The sequence below is a fragment of the Trinickia soli genome (assembly GCF_002879855.1).
Classification (GTDB): domain Bacteria; phylum Pseudomonadota; class Gammaproteobacteria; order Burkholderiales; family Burkholderiaceae; genus Trinickia; species Trinickia soli.
In genome coordinates, this window is record NZ_PNYB01000001.1 from 34,810 (window position 1) to 51,632 (window position 16,823).

15 protein-coding genes are annotated in these 16,823 nt (G+C 63.5%); 11 read left to right on the forward strand and 4 right to left on the reverse strand.

Going from position 1 to position 16,823, the window contains the following annotated elements; genetic code table 11:
• Positions 1–110 precede the first annotated feature (110 nt).
• From C0Z19_RS00145 to C0Z19_RS00160, 4 genes are all read right to left on the reverse strand, one after another.
• A complete protein-coding gene (locus C0Z19_RS00145) occupies positions 111–602 on the reverse strand; it encodes an Lrp/AsnC family transcriptional regulator (RefSeq protein WP_102607783.1) in 492 nt (163 codons plus the stop codon).
• A gap of 43 nt (positions 603–645) precedes the next feature.
• The gene (locus tag C0Z19_RS00150; RefSeq protein WP_102607784.1) at positions 646–2,043 is read right to left on the reverse strand and encodes an aspartate aminotransferase family protein; all 1,398 of its coding nucleotides are present in this window, start codon (positions 2,041–2,043) and stop codon (positions 646–648) included.
• A gap of 158 nt (positions 2,044–2,201) precedes the next feature.
• A complete protein-coding gene (locus C0Z19_RS00155) occupies positions 2,202–3,128 on the reverse strand; it encodes a 2-hydroxyacid dehydrogenase (protein ID WP_102607785.1) in 927 nt (308 codons plus the stop codon).
• A gap of 23 nt (positions 3,129–3,151) precedes the next feature.
• Positions 3,152–4,012: a GNAT family N-acetyltransferase gene (locus tag C0Z19_RS00160; protein WP_102608134.1), complete on the reverse strand. Its 861-nt coding sequence runs from the start codon at positions 4,010–4,012 to the stop codon at positions 3,152–3,154.
• 351 nt (positions 4,013–4,363) lie between these two features.
• Here C0Z19_RS00160 and C0Z19_RS00165 point away from each other — a divergent pair, with 351 nt between their 5' ends.
• From C0Z19_RS00165 to C0Z19_RS00215, 11 genes are all read left to right on the forward strand, one after another.
• Positions 4,364–5,842 (forward strand): aldehyde dehydrogenase family protein, encoded by a 1,479-nt coding sequence (locus C0Z19_RS00165; protein WP_102608135.1) that lies wholly within the window; start codon positions 4,364–4,366, stop codon positions 5,840–5,842.
• Positions 5,843–6,061: 219 nt separating this feature from the next.
• Positions 6,062–6,730, forward strand: a complete 669-nt coding sequence (locus tag C0Z19_RS00170; protein ID WP_102607786.1) for a haloacid dehalogenase type II — start codon at positions 6,062–6,064, stop codon at positions 6,728–6,730.
• 70 nt (positions 6,731–6,800) lie between these two features.
• The gene (locus C0Z19_RS00175; protein ID WP_102607787.1) at positions 6,801–8,078 is read left to right on the forward strand and encodes an NAD(P)/FAD-dependent oxidoreductase; all 1,278 of its coding nucleotides are present in this window, start codon (positions 6,801–6,803) and stop codon (positions 8,076–8,078) included.
• A 141-nt stretch (positions 8,079–8,219) separates the two neighbouring features.
• On the forward strand, positions 8,220–9,839 hold the full coding sequence (locus C0Z19_RS00180; RefSeq protein WP_102607788.1) for an ABC transporter substrate-binding protein: 1,620 nt from the start codon (positions 8,220–8,222) through the stop codon (positions 9,837–9,839).
• Positions 9,840–9,913: 74 nt separating this feature from the next.
• A complete protein-coding gene (locus tag C0Z19_RS00185; RefSeq protein ID WP_102607789.1) occupies positions 9,914–10,870 on the forward strand; it encodes an ABC transporter permease in 957 nt (318 codons plus the stop codon).
• The gene (locus C0Z19_RS00190) at positions 10,867–11,781 is read left to right on the forward strand and encodes an ABC transporter permease (protein ID WP_102607790.1); all 915 of its coding nucleotides are present in this window, start codon (positions 10,867–10,869) and stop codon (positions 11,779–11,781) included. Before C0Z19_RS00185 ends, C0Z19_RS00190 begins: the two co-directional genes overlap by 4 nt.
• A complete protein-coding gene (locus C0Z19_RS00195) occupies positions 11,778–13,619 on the forward strand; it encodes an ABC transporter ATP-binding protein (RefSeq protein ID WP_102607791.1) in 1,842 nt (613 codons plus the stop codon). Before C0Z19_RS00190 ends, C0Z19_RS00195 begins: the two co-directional genes overlap by 4 nt.
• Complete coding sequence (locus C0Z19_RS00200; RefSeq protein WP_102607792.1) at positions 13,616–13,930, forward strand: (2Fe-2S)-binding protein; 315 nt, start codon at positions 13,616–13,618, stop codon at positions 13,928–13,930. Before C0Z19_RS00195 ends, C0Z19_RS00200 begins: the two co-directional genes overlap by 4 nt.
• A complete protein-coding gene (locus tag C0Z19_RS00205) occupies positions 13,915–15,285 on the forward strand; it encodes an FAD/NAD(P)-dependent oxidoreductase (RefSeq protein ID WP_102607793.1) in 1,371 nt (456 codons plus the stop codon). The genes C0Z19_RS00200 and C0Z19_RS00205 overlap by 16 nt, the downstream gene beginning before the upstream one ends.
• Positions 15,282–16,445 carry an NAD(P)/FAD-dependent oxidoreductase gene (locus tag C0Z19_RS00210; protein ID WP_102607794.1) on the forward strand — a complete coding sequence of 388 codons (1,164 nt, stop codon included), beginning with the start codon at positions 15,282–15,284 and terminating at the stop codon, positions 16,443–16,445. Before C0Z19_RS00205 ends, C0Z19_RS00210 begins: the two co-directional genes overlap by 4 nt.
• Positions 16,442–16,816: a helix-turn-helix domain-containing protein gene (locus C0Z19_RS00215; RefSeq protein WP_102607795.1), complete on the forward strand. Its 375-nt coding sequence runs from the start codon at positions 16,442–16,444 to the stop codon at positions 16,814–16,816. The genes C0Z19_RS00210 and C0Z19_RS00215 overlap by 4 nt, the downstream gene beginning before the upstream one ends.
• Positions 16,817–16,823: the final 7 nt, after the last annotated feature.

Here is a 16,823-nt window from a genome sequence, read left to right on the forward strand (position 1 = left end):
GAAACGGCAGGTCGACCGCGCAGGCTTCGAGCGGACTTCAGCCGAAGCTCGACCCGGGCTGATCGACGAATGCCGATGGACAGCGTCTCAGGTCAGTTGCCGCGCGCGGCCTACGAATGCGGGAACAGCACCTCGAGCGGATAGTGCGTCTTCACGAAAGGCGATTTGATAATCACGTAGCTGAAGTACTTCTCGATGCCGATGTCGCGTTCGAGCAGTCCTTCGATCACGCTTTGGTAATGGCTCACGCTGCGCGTGACGAACTTGAGCAGATAGTCGTAGCCGCCACTTGCGAGGTGGCACTCGATGATCTCGTCGACGTCCTTGATGGCCGCTACGAAGCGGATGAAATCTTCGCGCCGGTGATCGGCAAGCGTCACTTCGGTGAATACGATCTGGACGTCGCCAAGCTTTTCGAGTTGGATTTGCGCGCCGTAGCCGACGATGTAGCCGGCCTTCTCGAGCCGCTTGACGCGTATCAGGCACGGGCTCGGAGACAGCCCGACGGCGTCGGCGAGCTCCACGTTCGTGATGCGTCCACGTTTCTGAAGTTGAGAAAGGATTCGAAGGTCGATCCGATCTAGCTTGCAATCGCCGCTCATCGTACTGTCGCCAAAGTCATGCCACTAACGGTGGACGCCTACTTTAGCACGCGGCAACGCGGGTTCGGCTACCGAGTGCTGCCCGCACATCCGATTGCGCCAACACCTCGTCAAGCGTCTTGCGCAATCGCTCGAACAGCAGGTCGAACTCGGCGGCCGTGTAGGACAGCGCAGGCGCGAAGCCGAGAATGTTGTCGCCGAACGCGCGGAAGATCAGGCGATTGCGATAGGCGGCCGCGGCGATGCGCTCCGGCAGTTGGAGCGCCGCATCGAAGCCCGCCTTGCTTGCCTTATCCGACACGAGTTCGAGTGCCCCTAACAGCCCTCGATGGCGCGAGTCGCCCACGAGCGGATGGTCGAGCAACGCGTCGAGTCCTTGCGCGAAGCGCGGCGCCAGTGACGCTGCGTTCGCCAGCAGCCCGCCTTCGTGGTAAAGCCGCATCACTTCGAGCGCAATCGCCGCGCTGACCGGATGCGCCGAGTACGTGTAGCCATGGCCAATCGCGGCATCCCCGCTGCCGTCGGCGATGCCGCGGTAAATCTCGTCCGACATCAACACGGCGCCCATCGGCGCATAACCGGCCGTCAGGCCCTTGGCGACCGTCATCAGATCGGGCTCGACGCCTTCGGCCTCGCACGCGAACAGCGGGCCGGTTCGTCCGAAACCGGTAATCACTTCGTCGGCGACGAATAGAATGCCGAGCTTGCTGCATGTGTCGCGCATCGCCTTGAGCCAGCCGACGGGCGGCACGATCACGCCGCCCGACCCCTGGATCGGTTCGCAGAAGAAGGCAGCGACGTTATCCGCGCCGAGTTCCGCCACCTTGGCTTCGAGCGCGCCGACCTGAGCGGAAATGAGTGCCGCGTCGTCCGCGAAATCGCCGCGGTAGGCATAGGGCGATGCGATGTAGTGCTGCTGCGGCAACGGCAGATCGAAATGTCGATGAAAGACAGGCAACGCGGTCAACCCCGAACCGACCGTTGAAGATCCGTGATAGCCGCGTGCAAGCGAAATGAACTGCTTCTTTCGGGGCCGCCCCGTCGCGTTGAAATAGTGCGTGATGAAACGCACCGCAGAGTCGACCGCGTCCGATCCGCCCAGCGTGAAGTACACATGTTGCAGCGAGGCCGGCGTGCGCTCGACGAGCTGCGTCGCCAATTCGATCGCCGGTGCCGAGCCGAAATGAAAATAGCCCGTCGCGTAGGGCAGTTTTTTCATTTGCTCGGCGGCGACGTCGACGATGCTTTGCTGGCCATAGCCGACGTTGACGCACCAAAGTCCTGCGAATGCGTCGAGCAGTTCATTGCCTTCGATGTCGCGCACGAACGATCCATGTGCCGATTCGAGAACCGTGACGCCGCGCGCCTCGTGCGCGCGATAGTTGACGACAGGATGAATGAGATGCTTACGGTCGGCTTCGATGAGCGAGGAAATCGACATGGTGGCGAGCCCGTGGAGATTTGAATGATGACGAGTTGATGGTACCGACGACGCGCCTCGCTTCGTTTCCGAAAATCGCGCCTTAAAAACGTGGGCCGAGCGTTTTGATGCGTGAGGGCAGCATTTTCTGCTGACCCCGCGCGGCGCCGCACCTTCGATCAGTAGCCGCGATGCCGATCGATCTGGCCGATCATCGGCAGTCCCGCTTGATGTCGCCGCAGATTGTCCAGCACGGATTCGACTGCTGTTTCAGGCCGTGTCGCACTCGCAATGTGCGGTGTGATGCGGATGCCCGGGTGCCGCCAAAACGGGTGTTCGCGAGGCAGCGGCTCCGGGGTCGTCACATCGAGCAGTGCGTAACGCAGGTGCCCGTCGTCGAGCAGTTGCAGCAGATCGTCTTGCACGAGGTGAGCGCCGCGGCCCGTTTGCACGAGCGATGCGCCGCGCGGCAGCTTGCCGAGCAGTCGCGCATCGAGCATCTGGCGCGTAGCGGGCGTGAGCGGCAGCAGGCAGACGAGGATATCGGTGCGCGCGAGAAACGCGTCGAGCGCCGAATCGCCGGCATAACATTCCACCCCCTCGATCCGATGCTCGGAGCGGCTCCATCCCGCACATGCATAGCCGAACAGGCGCAGTCGTTCGAGCACGGCCGTGCCGAGCATGCCGAGCCCGAGCACGCCCACCCGGCAAGACGAGGCGCTGCGAACGGGCAGGTCGCGCCAGCAGACTTGCTGCTGTTGCGCCGCATAAACGAAGAAGTCGCGGTGGATCGTCAACACGGCGTGGGTCACGTATTCGACCATGCCCTCGACGATACCCGGCTCGATCATACGAACGACCGGCACGTGTGCAGCGATGCCCGACAAGTCGAATTGATCGACGCCGGCTCCGACCGAGAACAATACCTCGAGATTCGGCAGCGTTCGGGTCGGGTCGTCAGGCGGTTGCCAGGCCACGAGATATCGGACCTGCTCAGGGTCGCCTACATCGGGCCAGATCTTGAACGGAAGGTGCGGCGCGCGCTCGGCAAAGAGCCTCGCCCACACCTTGCCGCGAGCGGGGTCCGCTTTGTAGAGAAACGTCATGGGGACACGCCGTTGCGGTTGGATCAGCAGATCGCCTGGTTGATGATGCCGTACTGAGCGAACTCGGCATCGGGCGGCGGCATCCGCTCGGCATGGCGCGCCATTTTGGCAACGCTATCCACGCGTGTGAGGCCCAGTGACTCGAGCCAATCGGTCAACCCGCTCTCGCCGGGGACGTCGATACGTATGAACATGCCGGGGTTCGACGCGAGCCAATGGCCGATCAACGCTTTCGCGCGCACCGGATCGTCGCCGCGCGGCACGACGACGGGACCGATCGCGCGGCCGCGCCCGAACCTGCGAAAGAGGGCGAAGCCGATCAGCTCCCCGTCGCGATCCAATCCGATGCCCTCGGCGCTGTCGATGAGCAAAGGCAGCACCGACGATCGATCGAGTCCGCTCGCACGCGATGCCAGTTCGACGAGGCGCGGGATATCGTTGACGCCGAGCGGGCGCAGCCGCTCGCGTGCCGGCAACGGCAGTAGCGGCGGTTGCAACGCCGTGCCCTGGTGTTGATCGAGCGTGCCGACGGGAACAAAGCCGAGCTTTTCGTAAAGGGGGCGTCCGGCTGGCGTGGCGTGCAGCACGGTGGCGCGGGAGCCGAGTTCTTCGAGCGCAAGCTCGGTCAGCCGACGGCCGATGCCGTACCCCTGATGCGCCGGCGAGACGATGACCATGCCGAGCGAGGCGGTGTGCTCACCATACTTCCAGCAAAACACGGTGCCAATGACGCGCGAATCGCGCTCGGCAACGAAGCCCGCGCCGATATTTGCAACGAACTGCCAATCTTCCGCGCGATGCGGCCATTTAAGCTCGACTGTCAGCGCATGCGCCGCATCGATATCGGCCGCCGTAAATCGCCTGTACTGGATGGAGTCGGACACGCAAGGCCCCTCTTGGTCTTGATTGATGAGCACTTTGTCATGCGGCGCGCCGGCTGACTAGGACGATCTTTTTATTGGAAGAATCGATCGAATCGGGTGAAAACGGGCGTGAAAGACCGGCGGCCCGGGCCTGTTTCCTCGCTCCAGTGCAAACGTGCTGGTTAGCGGCATCACGACGCTTACGTTCTGCTGTCGTGCGAATTTTGTCGATGCAATATGCTGGCGGGGCCGCCGTACGATGTTCGGCAAGTAGTGGATGCACAGGGATGCTGCCCGATGCAACCTCTGAACCGATCGATCGACGGCAACGGCTTGTTGGCAGAGCGCGTTGCCGAAACCAGGAAGGCGCTCATGAAAAGCTTCGATCCCAGCGCGATCGCCGTGCGCACCGCCCATTTCATCGGCGGCGAATATCTGGAGGTGCAAGGCCCGACGCTCGACGTTGCGCGTCCGTCGGATGGGCGGGTTTATGCGGCGTTGCCTGTCGGCGATGCGAGCCTCGTCTCTCATGCCGTTGAAAACGCTTGGCGCGCATGGCGCAAAAGCGGATGGGCGACGATGGCGCCGCGCGACCGAGCGCGCATTTTGCGCCGCTTTGCCGATCTCATCGCGGCCGACGCCGCGACGCTTGCACCGCTCGAAGCCGTCGGCTCGACGCGGCCCGTGCGAGACGCATTCGCCTGGGACGTGCCGTTCACGGCCGAGGGCATCCGCTTTTATGCCGAGTTCGCCGACAAGATCGGCGGACAAGTGGCGGCGACCGACCACGCTCATCTCGGCATGACGATCGCCGAACCATACGGGGTCGTCGGCGCGATTGCTCCGTGGAATTTCCCGCTCGTGATGGCTTCGTGGAAAATCGGCCCGGCCCTGGCGGCCGGCAATGCGGTCGTGCTGAAGCCCTCGGAGATGACGCCGTTTTCCGCGCTGCGATTGGCCGAGCTGGCGATCGAGGCAGGCGTTCCGGCCGGCGTGTTCAACGTCGTTCAGGGCGATGGGCGCACGACCGGCGATGCGCTCGTGCGGCATCCGCTCGTCGGCAAAGTGACCTTTACGGGATCGACGCAGACGGGCGCCGCGATCATGGCCGCTTGCGCGCACTGCGGCACCAAGCCGGTCACGCTCGAACTTGGCGGCAAGAGCCCGCAGATCGTTTTCGCCGATGCGCCGCGGCTCGACGACGTCGCCCAACGCATTGCCGCCGCCATCACCATCAACGCCGGCCAGGTATGCGTGGCTGGCTCGCGATTGCTCGTCGAACGTTCCATTGCCGAACCGCTGGTCGAGCGCATCGAGCAAATCGTCAGAGGATTGAAGGCCGGCGCCACGTGGCAACCCGATGCCACGCTGGCGCCGATCGTCTCGGGTAAGCAAGCCGAGCGCATCGATGCCATCGTGCGTTCGTCGCTGGAAGAGGGCGCGCGTGCCCGCTGCGGCGCAGCGCGCGTTTCGGTCGAGGGGGACGGCGCGTACTACGCGCCAACGATCATCGAAAACGTGACGAACGAGTCCGCTGCGGTGCGTCAGGAGATCTTTGGGCCGGTTCTAACCGTGCAAACGTTCGACGACGAGGAAGAAGCGCTGGCGCTTGCCAGTCATGCCGATTACGGCCTCGCTGCCGGCGTGCATACGTCGAACCTCGGGCGCGCTTTGCGTTTCGTGAGGGCGCTTGAAGCCGGCACGGTGTGGGTCAATCGTTACGGTCGAACCAACGATTTCATCGTTCCGACCGGCGGCTATAAGCGTTCGGGTATCGGCAAGGATCTCGGGAAAGAAGCTTACGAGGCCAATTTGCGCTTCAAAAGCGTGCTGATCGACACGATTGTCTGAGCGATCGGCCATTGATGCGCCGCTGCGGCCGGCTGTAAAAGGACCACCGCAGACTCTGCTGTCAAGCCGGTGCAAAACGAACGCTTTATGTGGCGGCCGCCGCCCAAATCGGGAACATTTTTGTTTTTGCATTGATTAAATCTTTCCAAGACGCAAGCTTTCGCATGATGGCGCGGCGGCTTGCAATCAGCTGATGAACCTACCCAAGGATGCATTGCGATGATCGAGTTCGAGCCCAAATACATCACCTTCGACTGCTACGGCACGTTGATTCGTTTTCGCATGGCGGACATGACGCGTGAGCTCTACGGTAAGGAACTCGATTCCGCCAGGCTCGAAAGCCTCGTCAGCGCGTTCGCAGGGTATCGACGCGACGAAGTGCTCGGTGCGTGGAAACCCTACCGCGATGTCGTCGTCAACGCGTTTCGTCGCGCATGCAAGCGCGTGGGCGTGCCGTTCGACGCAGCCAAAGCCGAAAGCATCTATCTCGCCGTGCCGACCTGGGGCCCGCATCCCGACGTTCCGGAAGGTCTTTCGCGTCTGGCCACGAAGTACAAGCTCGTGATTCTGTCGAATGCTTCGGACGACCAGATCCAAAGCAATGTCGACAAGCTCGGTGCACCGTTTCATGCTGTGTTCACCGCGCAGCAGGCGCAATCGTACAAACCGCGCATGCAAGGCTTCGAGTACATGTTCGACAAGCTCGATTGCAATCCCGAGGACGTTCTGCACGTTTCGTCGAGCCTGCGCTACGACCTCATGACCGCGCACGATCTGGGCATCCGCCACAAAGCGTTCGTCAACCGCGGACATGAGCCGTCGACGCCGTATTACGAGTACCACGAAGTGACCGACATCCCGCATCTCGCGTCATTGCTTGGCCTTTGATGCCACGCCGCGGTGCAACGAGCACTATCCGCCGGCCCACTGTATCCGACATCGATCGAGGAACGCCACGATGAAGCTTGACTCCTACTGGCTCGACACCGCGCCCGTCGCACCGCTTGGCGACGACGGGCCCGTCGAGGGCCGCGTGGATGTCGCCGTCGTGGGTGGCGGCTTCACGGGGCTGTCGGCCGCGCTCGCACTGGCGCGGCGCGGCGCGACGGTGGCCTTGCTCGACGCGGGGCGTATCGGCGGCGGCGCATCGGGTCGCAACGGTGGGCAGGTCAACACAGGCGTCGCGCAGGATTTCGCGGCGCTCGTTGCCCAGCTCGGCATCGAGCGGGCCCGGCGTTGCTATCTTGCCTATGCGGCGGCCGTCGATACGGTCGAGCGTGTGATTCGTGAAGAATCGATCGATTGCGATTACGTTGCATCGGGCAAGCTCAAGCTCGCGGCGAAGCCGCAGCATTATGAGCATCTGGAGAAGACGGCTGAATTGATCCATCGCGTGGTCGATCCGAACATCGAACTCATCGATGCGGCGCATATCGGCAACGAAGTGCAATCGGATCGGTTTTATGGCGGCTTGCTGCAGCGGCATGGCGGGCAGATGCATATGGGCAGGTTCGCCGCGGGTCTTGCGCAGGCCGCGCGTCGGCACGGCGCCAGGCTGTACGAGCAAGCAGCGGTTTCGTCCATCGTCAAGGGAGGAATGGACGGCTACCGTGTCGTCTCGGCGCGCGGCGAAGTGACCGCGACCCACGTGCTGCTGGCGACGGGCCCGTCCAAGCACGGCCCGTTCGCGTGGTATCGGCGGCGGCTGGCGCCGATCGGCTCGTTCATCATCGTCACGGAGCCGCTCGGCGCGGATGTGGTCGCGCGCATCTTCCCGCAGCGGCGTGCCTATACGACGACGCGGCTCATGCACAACTACTTCCGCGTGACGGCCGACACCCGGCTCGTGTTCGGCGGCCGCGCGCGCTTTACCGCTTCCGAGCAGCCGTCGGACGAGAAGAGTGGACGTATCCTGCAGCGCAGCCTCGCCGAGCTGTTTCCGCAACTGGCGAAGGTGCGCATCGATTATTGCTGGGGCGGTTTGGTCGACATGACGGCCGATCGTTTGCCGCGCGCGGGACAGCACGACGGCATCTATTTCTCGCTCGGCTACAGCGGCCACGGCACGCAGATGTCGACGCACATGGGCCAGGTGATGGCCGATGTCATCGACGGCCGGGAGGACGCCAATCCCTGGCGCGATCTGCCGTGGCCCGCCATTCCGGGCCACACGGGCAAACCCTGGTTTCTGCCGATTGTCGGCGCCTATTACCGTGTCAAAGACCTGTTCTATTGAAACGGAGTGCGAAGCCCGCTACGGGCCGTATCGATGAGCGTTAAGAAGCGCTTGATCGAGCATTAAGGGCAATTGAAAGTACGAGTTGACCGCCGGTTGACTATTTTTTGCCAGCATTGGCTTACTTCGCGGAGAAGTGCAATGAAAAAGGACACCTCACAATACGGTGCTGTCGGAGCCGAGACCACGCTCGAGCAGTTGACCGCGAAGGGCGCTTCGCGACGGGACGCGCTGCGTGCGCTCGTCGCGGCGGGCCTCGTTACCGTGACCGGCGGCGGTTTGCTGGTCGCGAGCACGGCGGCGCAGGCTCAGGCCACGCCGAAGCAGGGCGGCAAGATCCGCGTGGCCACGCAGTCGTCGTCCACGGCCGATACGCTCGACCCGGCCAAGGGCTCGCTCGCGACCGACTATGTCCGCTGCAATATGATCTACAACGGCTTGACGGAACTCGATTCGCACCTGGGCGCAACCATGGCGCTCGCGACTTCGTTCGACACGCAGGACGCCAAGGTGTGGGTGGTCAAGCTGCGCCCGGGCGTGCAATTCCATGACGGCAAAGCGCTCACACCGGCCGACGTCATCTATTCGCTGCTGCGCCACAAGGATCCGGCGACGGCGTCCAAGGCGAAGACGCTCGCCGATCAGATCAGCGATGCCAAAGCGACGGGACCCAACGAAGTCACGATTACGCTGGTGGGCCCGAATGCGGATCTGCCCGTTATCCTGGCGGACGCACATTTCCTGATCGTCAAAGACGGCACGAAGGATTTCACGAAGACGGCGGTCGGCACCGGTCCGTTCAAGCTCAAGGAATTCACGCCGGGCGTCCATACGGTCGTCGTCAAGAACGAGCACTACTGGAAGCCGGGCCTGCCGCATCTCGACGAAATCGAGCTGATCGGGATCAGCGACGAATCGGCGCGGGTGAACGCGCTGCTTTCGGGCGACGTGCAGCTCATCAATCAAGTGAGCCCTCAGTCGACGCAGCGTATCAAGGCCACGCCGGGCTTCACCGTGCTCGAAACGAAGACGGGTCAATACACCGACCTCATCATGCGCAACGACGGCGGCATCAGCGGCAACCAGGATTTCCGCCTCGGGCTCATGCATTTGCAGAACCGCGAGCAGATGCGCCAAGCGGTGTTTCAAGGCTACGGCGCGATCGGCAACGATCAGCCGATCGATCCGACCAACAAGTACTATTTCGCGGGGCTGCCGCAACGGAAGTTCGACCCGGACAAAGCGAAGTTCTACTTCAAGAAAGCCAATCTGGGCAGCACGCCGCTGCAGGTGTTCGCATCGCCGGCCGCCGACGGCTCCGTCGACATGGCCACGCTGTTGCAGCAAGCCGCCCCGCTCGCCGGTCTGAACCTGCAAGTGATGCGCGTGCCTGCAGACGGCTACTGGTCGAATCACTGGATGAAGCATCCGCTCGGCTACGGTTCGATCAATGCACGTCCGACGGCCGATATGCTGTTCACGCAGTTCTTCAAATCCGATGCGCCGTGGAACGAGGCGAACTGGAAGGATCCGCAATTCGACCAGATGCTCGTTGCTGCGCGAGGCGAGCCGGACGAGGCGAAGCGCAAAAAGATTTACGGCGACATGCAGGTGCTCGTGCATGAGAAGGGCGGAATCGGCATTCCCATGTTCCTGAGTTCGCTCGACGCGCATACGGCGAAGCTCCAGGGACTTGGCTCGATTCCGCTCGCCGGCTTGATGGGCTTCGCTTTTGCGGAGCATGTCTGGCTCGAGGCGTGATTCGAAGATCGCAGTTTGAAATTCGCCGATCGTCGCGACATCGGCCGATGATGCAGTGAAGGAGACGCAAGTAGATGAAACGTCAAGCGTATAAGCTCATCGCGAGCCGTCTCGGCCTTGCGTTGCTGACATTGCTGATCGTATCGGCGATGGTGTTCGCCATGACGGGCCTGCTGCCGGGTGACGCCGCGCAGCAGGCCCTCGGCCAAGCCGCCACGCCGCAAGCCGTGGCGGCATTGCGGCATCAACTCGGCTTGGACCAGCCGGCGCTGCAGCGATATCTGGAATGGCTTGCTCACATCGTCAGAGGCGACTTCGGCGTATCGCTGTCGAACAGCCTGCCCGTGAGCGAGCTCATTTCAACGCGGCTGCCCAATTCACTGATGCTCGCCGGCCTGACGACGATCGTCGCGGTGCCGATTGCGCTGGCGATCGGCGTTTTGTCGGCGATGTATCGCGGCTCGTGGCTCGATCGCGGTTTGAACATCCTGACGCTGTCTACCGTGGCCGTGCCCGAGTTTCTCGTCGCCACGATCGCCGTCTTGATCTTCGCCGTGAAGCTGCATTGGCTGCCGGCACTGTCGTATCTGTCGTCGGTGTCCTCGTTCGGCGATCTCATACGCATTTATGCAATGCCTGTCATGACGCTTTGTTGTGTGTTGATCGCACAAATGGCCCGCATGACGCGCGCCGCGGTGCTCGATCAGCTGAACTCCGGCTACGTGGAAATGGCGTGCTTGAAGGGCGCTTCGCAAGTGCGGGTCGTCTTGCGCCATGTGTTGCCGAATGCGATTGGCCCGATCGCCAATGCGGTGGCGCTCAGTTTGTCCTACCTGTTCGGCGGCGTCGTCATCGTCGAATCGATTTTCAACTATCCGGGACTCGCGAGCCTGATGGTAGACGCGGTAACCAATCGCGACATGCCGCTCGTGCAGGGCTGCGTCATGGTGTTTTGCGCAGCTTATCTCTCGCTCGTATTGATGGCGGACCTATGTCAGATCGTTTCCAATCCGAGGCTTCGTCAACGATGAACCGTCCCGCTCAACCCTCGATTCCGCACGCGGGCACGCAGATCTACGATCAAGCGCAGCCCGGCGCAGAGGCCCGCCCGCGTCGACAGAGGCGCTCGCGCCTTTCGTGGCTCGGCAGGATCGGCCTCGCTCTGGTCTGTTTCTGGCTGGCGATGGCCGTGTTCGGGCCTATGCTCGCCCCATACAAAGAAGGGGCGCTTACTTCGCCGTTCAGCTTTGCGAGCTACAGTGTGGCGCATCCGTTCGGCACCGACTATCTGGGCCGCGACATGCTGAGCCGTATCCTCTTCGGCGCACGCTATACGGTGGGGCTGGCGCTTGCGGCCGCCCTGCTCGCGAGCGGCATCGGCACTTGCCTGGGACTCCTCGCGGCCGTGTCGGCGCGTTGGGTGGACGAGGTGTTGAGCCGCTTCTTCGACGCGTTGATCTCGATCCCGAGCAAGGTGCTTGCGCTCGTCGCCATCGCCGCGTTCGGATCGTCGATTCCGATTCTGACGATCGTCGCCGCGGTGGCGTACGTTCCGGGTGCGTTCCGCATCTCGCGTTCGCTGGCCGTCAATCTGATGACGCTTGAGTATGTGCTCGTCGCGCGGGCGCGCGGCGAGCGTCTGCTCTATATCGCGCGTGTCGAATTACTGCCGAACATGATCCATCCGGTGCTTGCCGATTTCGGCCTTCGGTTCGTCTTCATCGTGCTGCTGCTGAGCGGCCTCAGCTTTCTCGGCCTTGGTGTGCAGCCCCCGAATGCCGATTGGGGTTCGCTCGTTCGCGAGAATATCGGCGGCTTGTCGCAAGCGGCGCCCGCTGTGCTGATGCCTTCGATCGCCATCGCCACGCTGACCGTCGGCATGAACCTGCTTATCGACAGCTTGCGTCGTCACGCCGGCTTCGGACAGGGAGCGCAGAAATGAGCGATCTCATGATCGAAGTGAAAGGCCTGCGCGTCACCGCAGGCAGCGCAGACGGCGATGTCGTGGAAATCGTGAAAGGAGTCGATTTCACCGTCAAGAAGGGCGAAGTGCTTGCCTTGATCGGCGAATCGGGCTCGGGCAAGACCACGATCGCGCTGGCGCTGCTCGGCTATACCCGGCAAGGATGCGCATTCGCCGGCGGCAGCGTGCGGGTGGGCACCGCCGATGTGCTCGCGCTCGACGACGCGGGGCGGCGCGCCTTGCGCGCGCGCACCGTGGCCTACGTCGCGCAAAGCGCGGCGGCGGGTTTCAATCCGGCGCGCACGTTGATGGACCAGGTCGTGGAACCTGCGCTGCTGCATCGACTGATGACGCGCGAGGCGGCGCGCGCGAAAGCCGTCGAACTTTTTCGTGCGTTGGCGTTGCCCGATCCCGACCATATCGGCGACCGCTATCCGCATCAGGTCTCGGGCGGACAGTTGCAGCGGTTGATGGCAGCCATGGCGTTGATCACCGACCCTGCCGTAGTCGTGTTCGATGAGCCGACGACCGCACTCGACGTCACGACGCAAATCGAAGTATTGGTCGCGTTCAAGCGCGTGATCAAAGAGCTGGGCACGACGGCGGTGTACGTCTCGCACGATCTGGCTGTCGTGGCGCAGATGGCCGATCGGATCATCGTGCTCAACGGCGGCGAAGTGCAGGAGTGCGGCGACGTCGACCAAGTGCTCGATGCCCCTGAGCATGCCTATACGCGTGCGTTGCTGGCGGCGTCGGCGCGCAAGGAGGGGCAACTGGCGCCCGGCGGCGTGTCAACGGAAGCGGCGGATGTGCCGCTGTTGGAAATCCGCGGCTTGTCGGCCGGCTACGGCCGCATCGATCGCAACGGCAATCCTGCCGTGCGCGTGCTCGACGATGTCAATTTGTCGATCGCGCGCGGCAGTGCGCTCGGTGTCATCGGCGAGTCGGGGTCCGGCAAGACGACACTTGCACGTGTCGTCGCGGGACTCGTCGAGCGCGCGAGCGGATCGGTGCTGTTCGAAGGGCAGCCGCTTTCCGCCGGTCTTCGCGGAAGGACATCCGATCAGTACCGCAGAATCCAGCTCGTCTTTCAGAATGCCGATACCGCCCTGAACCCGAGCCATACGGTGGAAGAAATACTGGGCCGCCCGCTCGCTTTCTACAAAGGGTTGCACGGCGCCGCTGCGAGGCGGCGCATCGGCGAGTTGCTCGATCTCGTCAAGTTGCCGGCGTCGACGGCTGCGCGGCGGCCAGGCGGCTTGTCGGGCGGACAAAAGCAGCGCGTCAATTTCGCGCGGGCGCTGGCCGCCGAGCCTTCGCTGATCCTTTGCGATGAAGTGACATCGGCGCTCGATACTGTCGTCGGTGCGGCGATTCTTGATCTACTGCGGGAATTGCGGCGCGAGCTCGGCGTGTCGTACATGTTCATCAGCCACGACATCTCCACGGTGCGCGCGGTCTGCGACGAAGTCATCGTGCTTTATGCGGGGAAACGCGTGGAGGCGGGGCAGCGCGGCCTGCTCGACCAACCGCCGCATCACCCCTACACAGGTTTGCTGGTCGATTCCGTGCCGGCGCTCAAGCGCGGTTGGCTCGATGCGCGCCGCAACGTTGATGTCGCGACGTTGCCGCCGCTGTCGGATGATGCTGTCGGCACGGGCCTGTGCAGCTTCAGAGCGCGTTGTGCCGCTCGTGTGGAAGGCAGGTGCAATACAACGCCGCCGCCACTGCGGACCTTACCGTCGGGTGCGCAGATCCTCTGCCATCGATCGGCCGACGAGTTGAAACTGCTGCAGCCGCTGCGGGGTGTCGCGTGAACGGACGGTTCGTGCGCGTAGCCGAGTGCGGGCGCAAAACGTTCACGATCATGGTCGATGGTGTTGGCTGCGAAGCGGCCGAGGGCGATACCGTGCTCGTCGCCGTGCTCAATTGTGTGCGCGCCGTGCGCGATTCCGAATTCGGCGATGGCAGGCGCGCCGGTTTTTGCCTGATGGGAGCTTGTCAGGACTGCTGGGTCTGGTGCGAAGACGGCACGCGATTGCGTGCCTGCACGACACCGGCTGCGCCAGGCATGTCGATCGTCACGCGCATTGGGGCGAGCAAGGAGGGCGTATGGCCGCACGCGTGATCATCGTCGGCGCGGGCCCGGCCGGCGTGCGGGCGGCGCAGGCGCTTGTCGAGGCCGGGCATCGGCCTGTCGTCATCGATGAAGGCAGGCGCGATGGCGGGCAGATCTATCGCCGTCAACCGGAAGGGTTCAAGCGCTCGTACGATGCGCTCTACGGAACGGAGGCGAAGCGCGCGATCGCGCTGCATCAAACGTTCGACGCGTTGAAGCAGCGAATCGACTATCTGCCCGACACGCTGGTCTGGAACATCACGCAGGGCGAAGTCCATCTCGTCGCGAACGAGCGATACCGCTCGCTCGCATTCGACGCGCTCATCGTTTGCAGTGGCGCGACGGACCGGTTGATGCCCGTCAAAGGGTGGCAGTACGCGGGCACGTACAGTCTCGGCGGTGCGCAGATCGCGTTGAAATCGCAGGGTTGTGCGATTGGAAGCCGTCCCGTTCTCCTCGGCAGCGGGCCGTTGCTCTATCTGCTTGCGGCGCAATACGTGAAGGCTGGCGTCCATCCCGTCGCGGTTCTCGATACCTCTACGCTGCAGCAGCGCAATGCGGCGTTGCCGGCGATGCTCGCTATCCCCTCGACACTGATAAAGGGGCTGCGGCTTCTCCACGTTTTGCGCAAGGCGCGCATACCCATCTATCGCGGCGTGCGCCCTATGGAAGTGCTTGGTACGCCTGACAATGGAGTATCGGGCGTGGTGGTCGAACAAGCGAATGGTGCTCGTCTCGAACTCGCCTGCGATGCGGTGGCGCTTGGCTATCATCTTCGGCCGGAAACGCAGTTGGCCGATCTTGCCGGCTGCGCATTCCACTTCGACGAGGCCGGCAGGCAATGGTTGCCGCGAGTCGACGATGACGGGCGCAGCAGCGTCAAGGGCGTCTATCTGGCGGGAGACGGCGCACGCGTGCGCGGCGCCGATGCAGCCGAGTGCGCGGGCCGCATTGCAGCGTTGGCCGCCCTGCACGACTTGGGCGAAAACGTCGAAGCGATGGCGCAGCTGCGGACCACACTTGCGCGATACACGCGTTTCGCCGACGGGTTGAGGCGCGCCTTCCCATGGCCGGCGCAACAGGCCGCGTGCCTGCCGGACGATGCGATCGTCTGCCGCTGCGAGACGATCACGGCCGGTGCGTTGCGCGGAGTCGTCCGCGCGACGGGCGCGTGCGAAGCGAATCGCGCGAAGGCGTTTTCTCGCGTGGGCATGGGCCGATGCCAGGGGCGCTACTGCGGACACGCGGCGGCTGAGGTGATCGCGGAGGCGGCTGGGGTGCCGCTCGATCAGGTTGGCAGGTTGCGTTCTCAGGCTCCGGTCAAACCGCTGCCGATGTCGATTGCTGAGGACTCCGAAGCATGAAAGCCCTAGCGTCGGATGTCGTGATCATCGGCGGCGGGATCGTCGGGACGACCACGGCCTTTTTCTTGCGTCGCCGCGGGCAATCGGTGCGGTTGCTCGAACGCGGGCTGACCGGCCAGCAGGCGAGCGGCGTCAACTTCGGCGGGGTCCGGCGGCAAGGGCGCGCGCTCGAACAACTGCCGCTTGCCAATCGTGCGCTGGCCACGTGGCAGCACGCAAACAAATGGCTCGGCGAAGACGTCGAATTCCTTGCCAGCGGCCATACGCGAGTCTGCTATCGCGAGGAAGACGTCGATACGTTCGTTCGCTATGCCGTCGACGCGCGTGCGTGCGGGCTGGAACTTCAGGTGCTGCAGGGTGCGGCGATGTTCGAGCGGTTTCCGTTCCTCGGCCGCGACGTGTTGGCGGCGTCGGTCTCGCCGCTCGATGGCCATGCGAACCCGCGTCTGGCGGCGCCCGCATTCGGCAGAGCGGCGGCTCGGCTCGGCGCCGACCTGCATGAAAGCGTCGAAGTGGTTCGAGTCGAGCATGAAGGGGCGGGCTTTCGCATCGAAGACAAGGCGGGCCGCGTCTACCGCTGCGCTCAGCTCGTCATTTGCGCGGGCGCCTGGGCGAATCGGCTCAGTTCGCAATTCGGCGAGACGGTGCCGCTTGAAACGCGCGGCCCGCAAATGGCCGTAACGGAGCCTGTTCCGTATGTATTCCGCTCGTCGATGGGTGTGTACACGTCGGTGAAGGCCGAGAGCGTCTACTTCCGTCAGATTCCGCGGGGAAACCTGATTCTCGGCGGTGGGCTGCATGGTCCGTCGAGCATCGAGACCTGCCGTGCAGGGGTGTTGCCGCTCAATACCGTGCGGCAGATGGCGCAGTTTCGGCGGCTCGTTCCCGGTCTCGCCCCGCTGCAGGTGATTCGCACGTGGAGCGGTGTCGAAGGCTATTTGCCCGACTCGGAGCCGGTGATCGGCCCGAGCAGCACCACGCCCGGTCTCTTTTATGGTTTCGGATTCAGCGGCGCGGGCTTTCAGATCGGGCCCGGTGTGGGCGAAACGTTGGCCGAATTGGTGTCGACGGGTGCGACGCCTATCGCCCTCGATAAGTTTTCGATCGACCGCTTCGGCCAACAAGCGGCGGCAAGTCAAGAAACAGCGGGTGCAACATGAAGCGAACAGAAGGGCTTGACCTGGCAAGGGCTTTCATCGAGGCACACTTCGCCGAACCGCTCACGCTCGAGCAGATGGCCGCGCCCGCGGCGCTGAGCATCTCGCGCTTCGCGACGGCGTTTCGCGAGCGGTTCGGCTCGTCGCCTTATCGCTATCTTTGTGGCCTGCGAATACAGCGAGCGCAGTCGTTGTTGCTCGCCGGCGTACCGAGCGTGGCTGTCGCCACCGAAGTCGGCTTCTTCGATCAAAGCCATTTCGGCCGGCATTTCAAGCGCATGTGCGGCATGACGCCGACTGCTTTCGTGACCGCATGCGGGGCGTCGCTGAGCAACGCGAAGCGGGTGTCGTCCAAGCGGCGGTCGATCCGCTGATTCCATT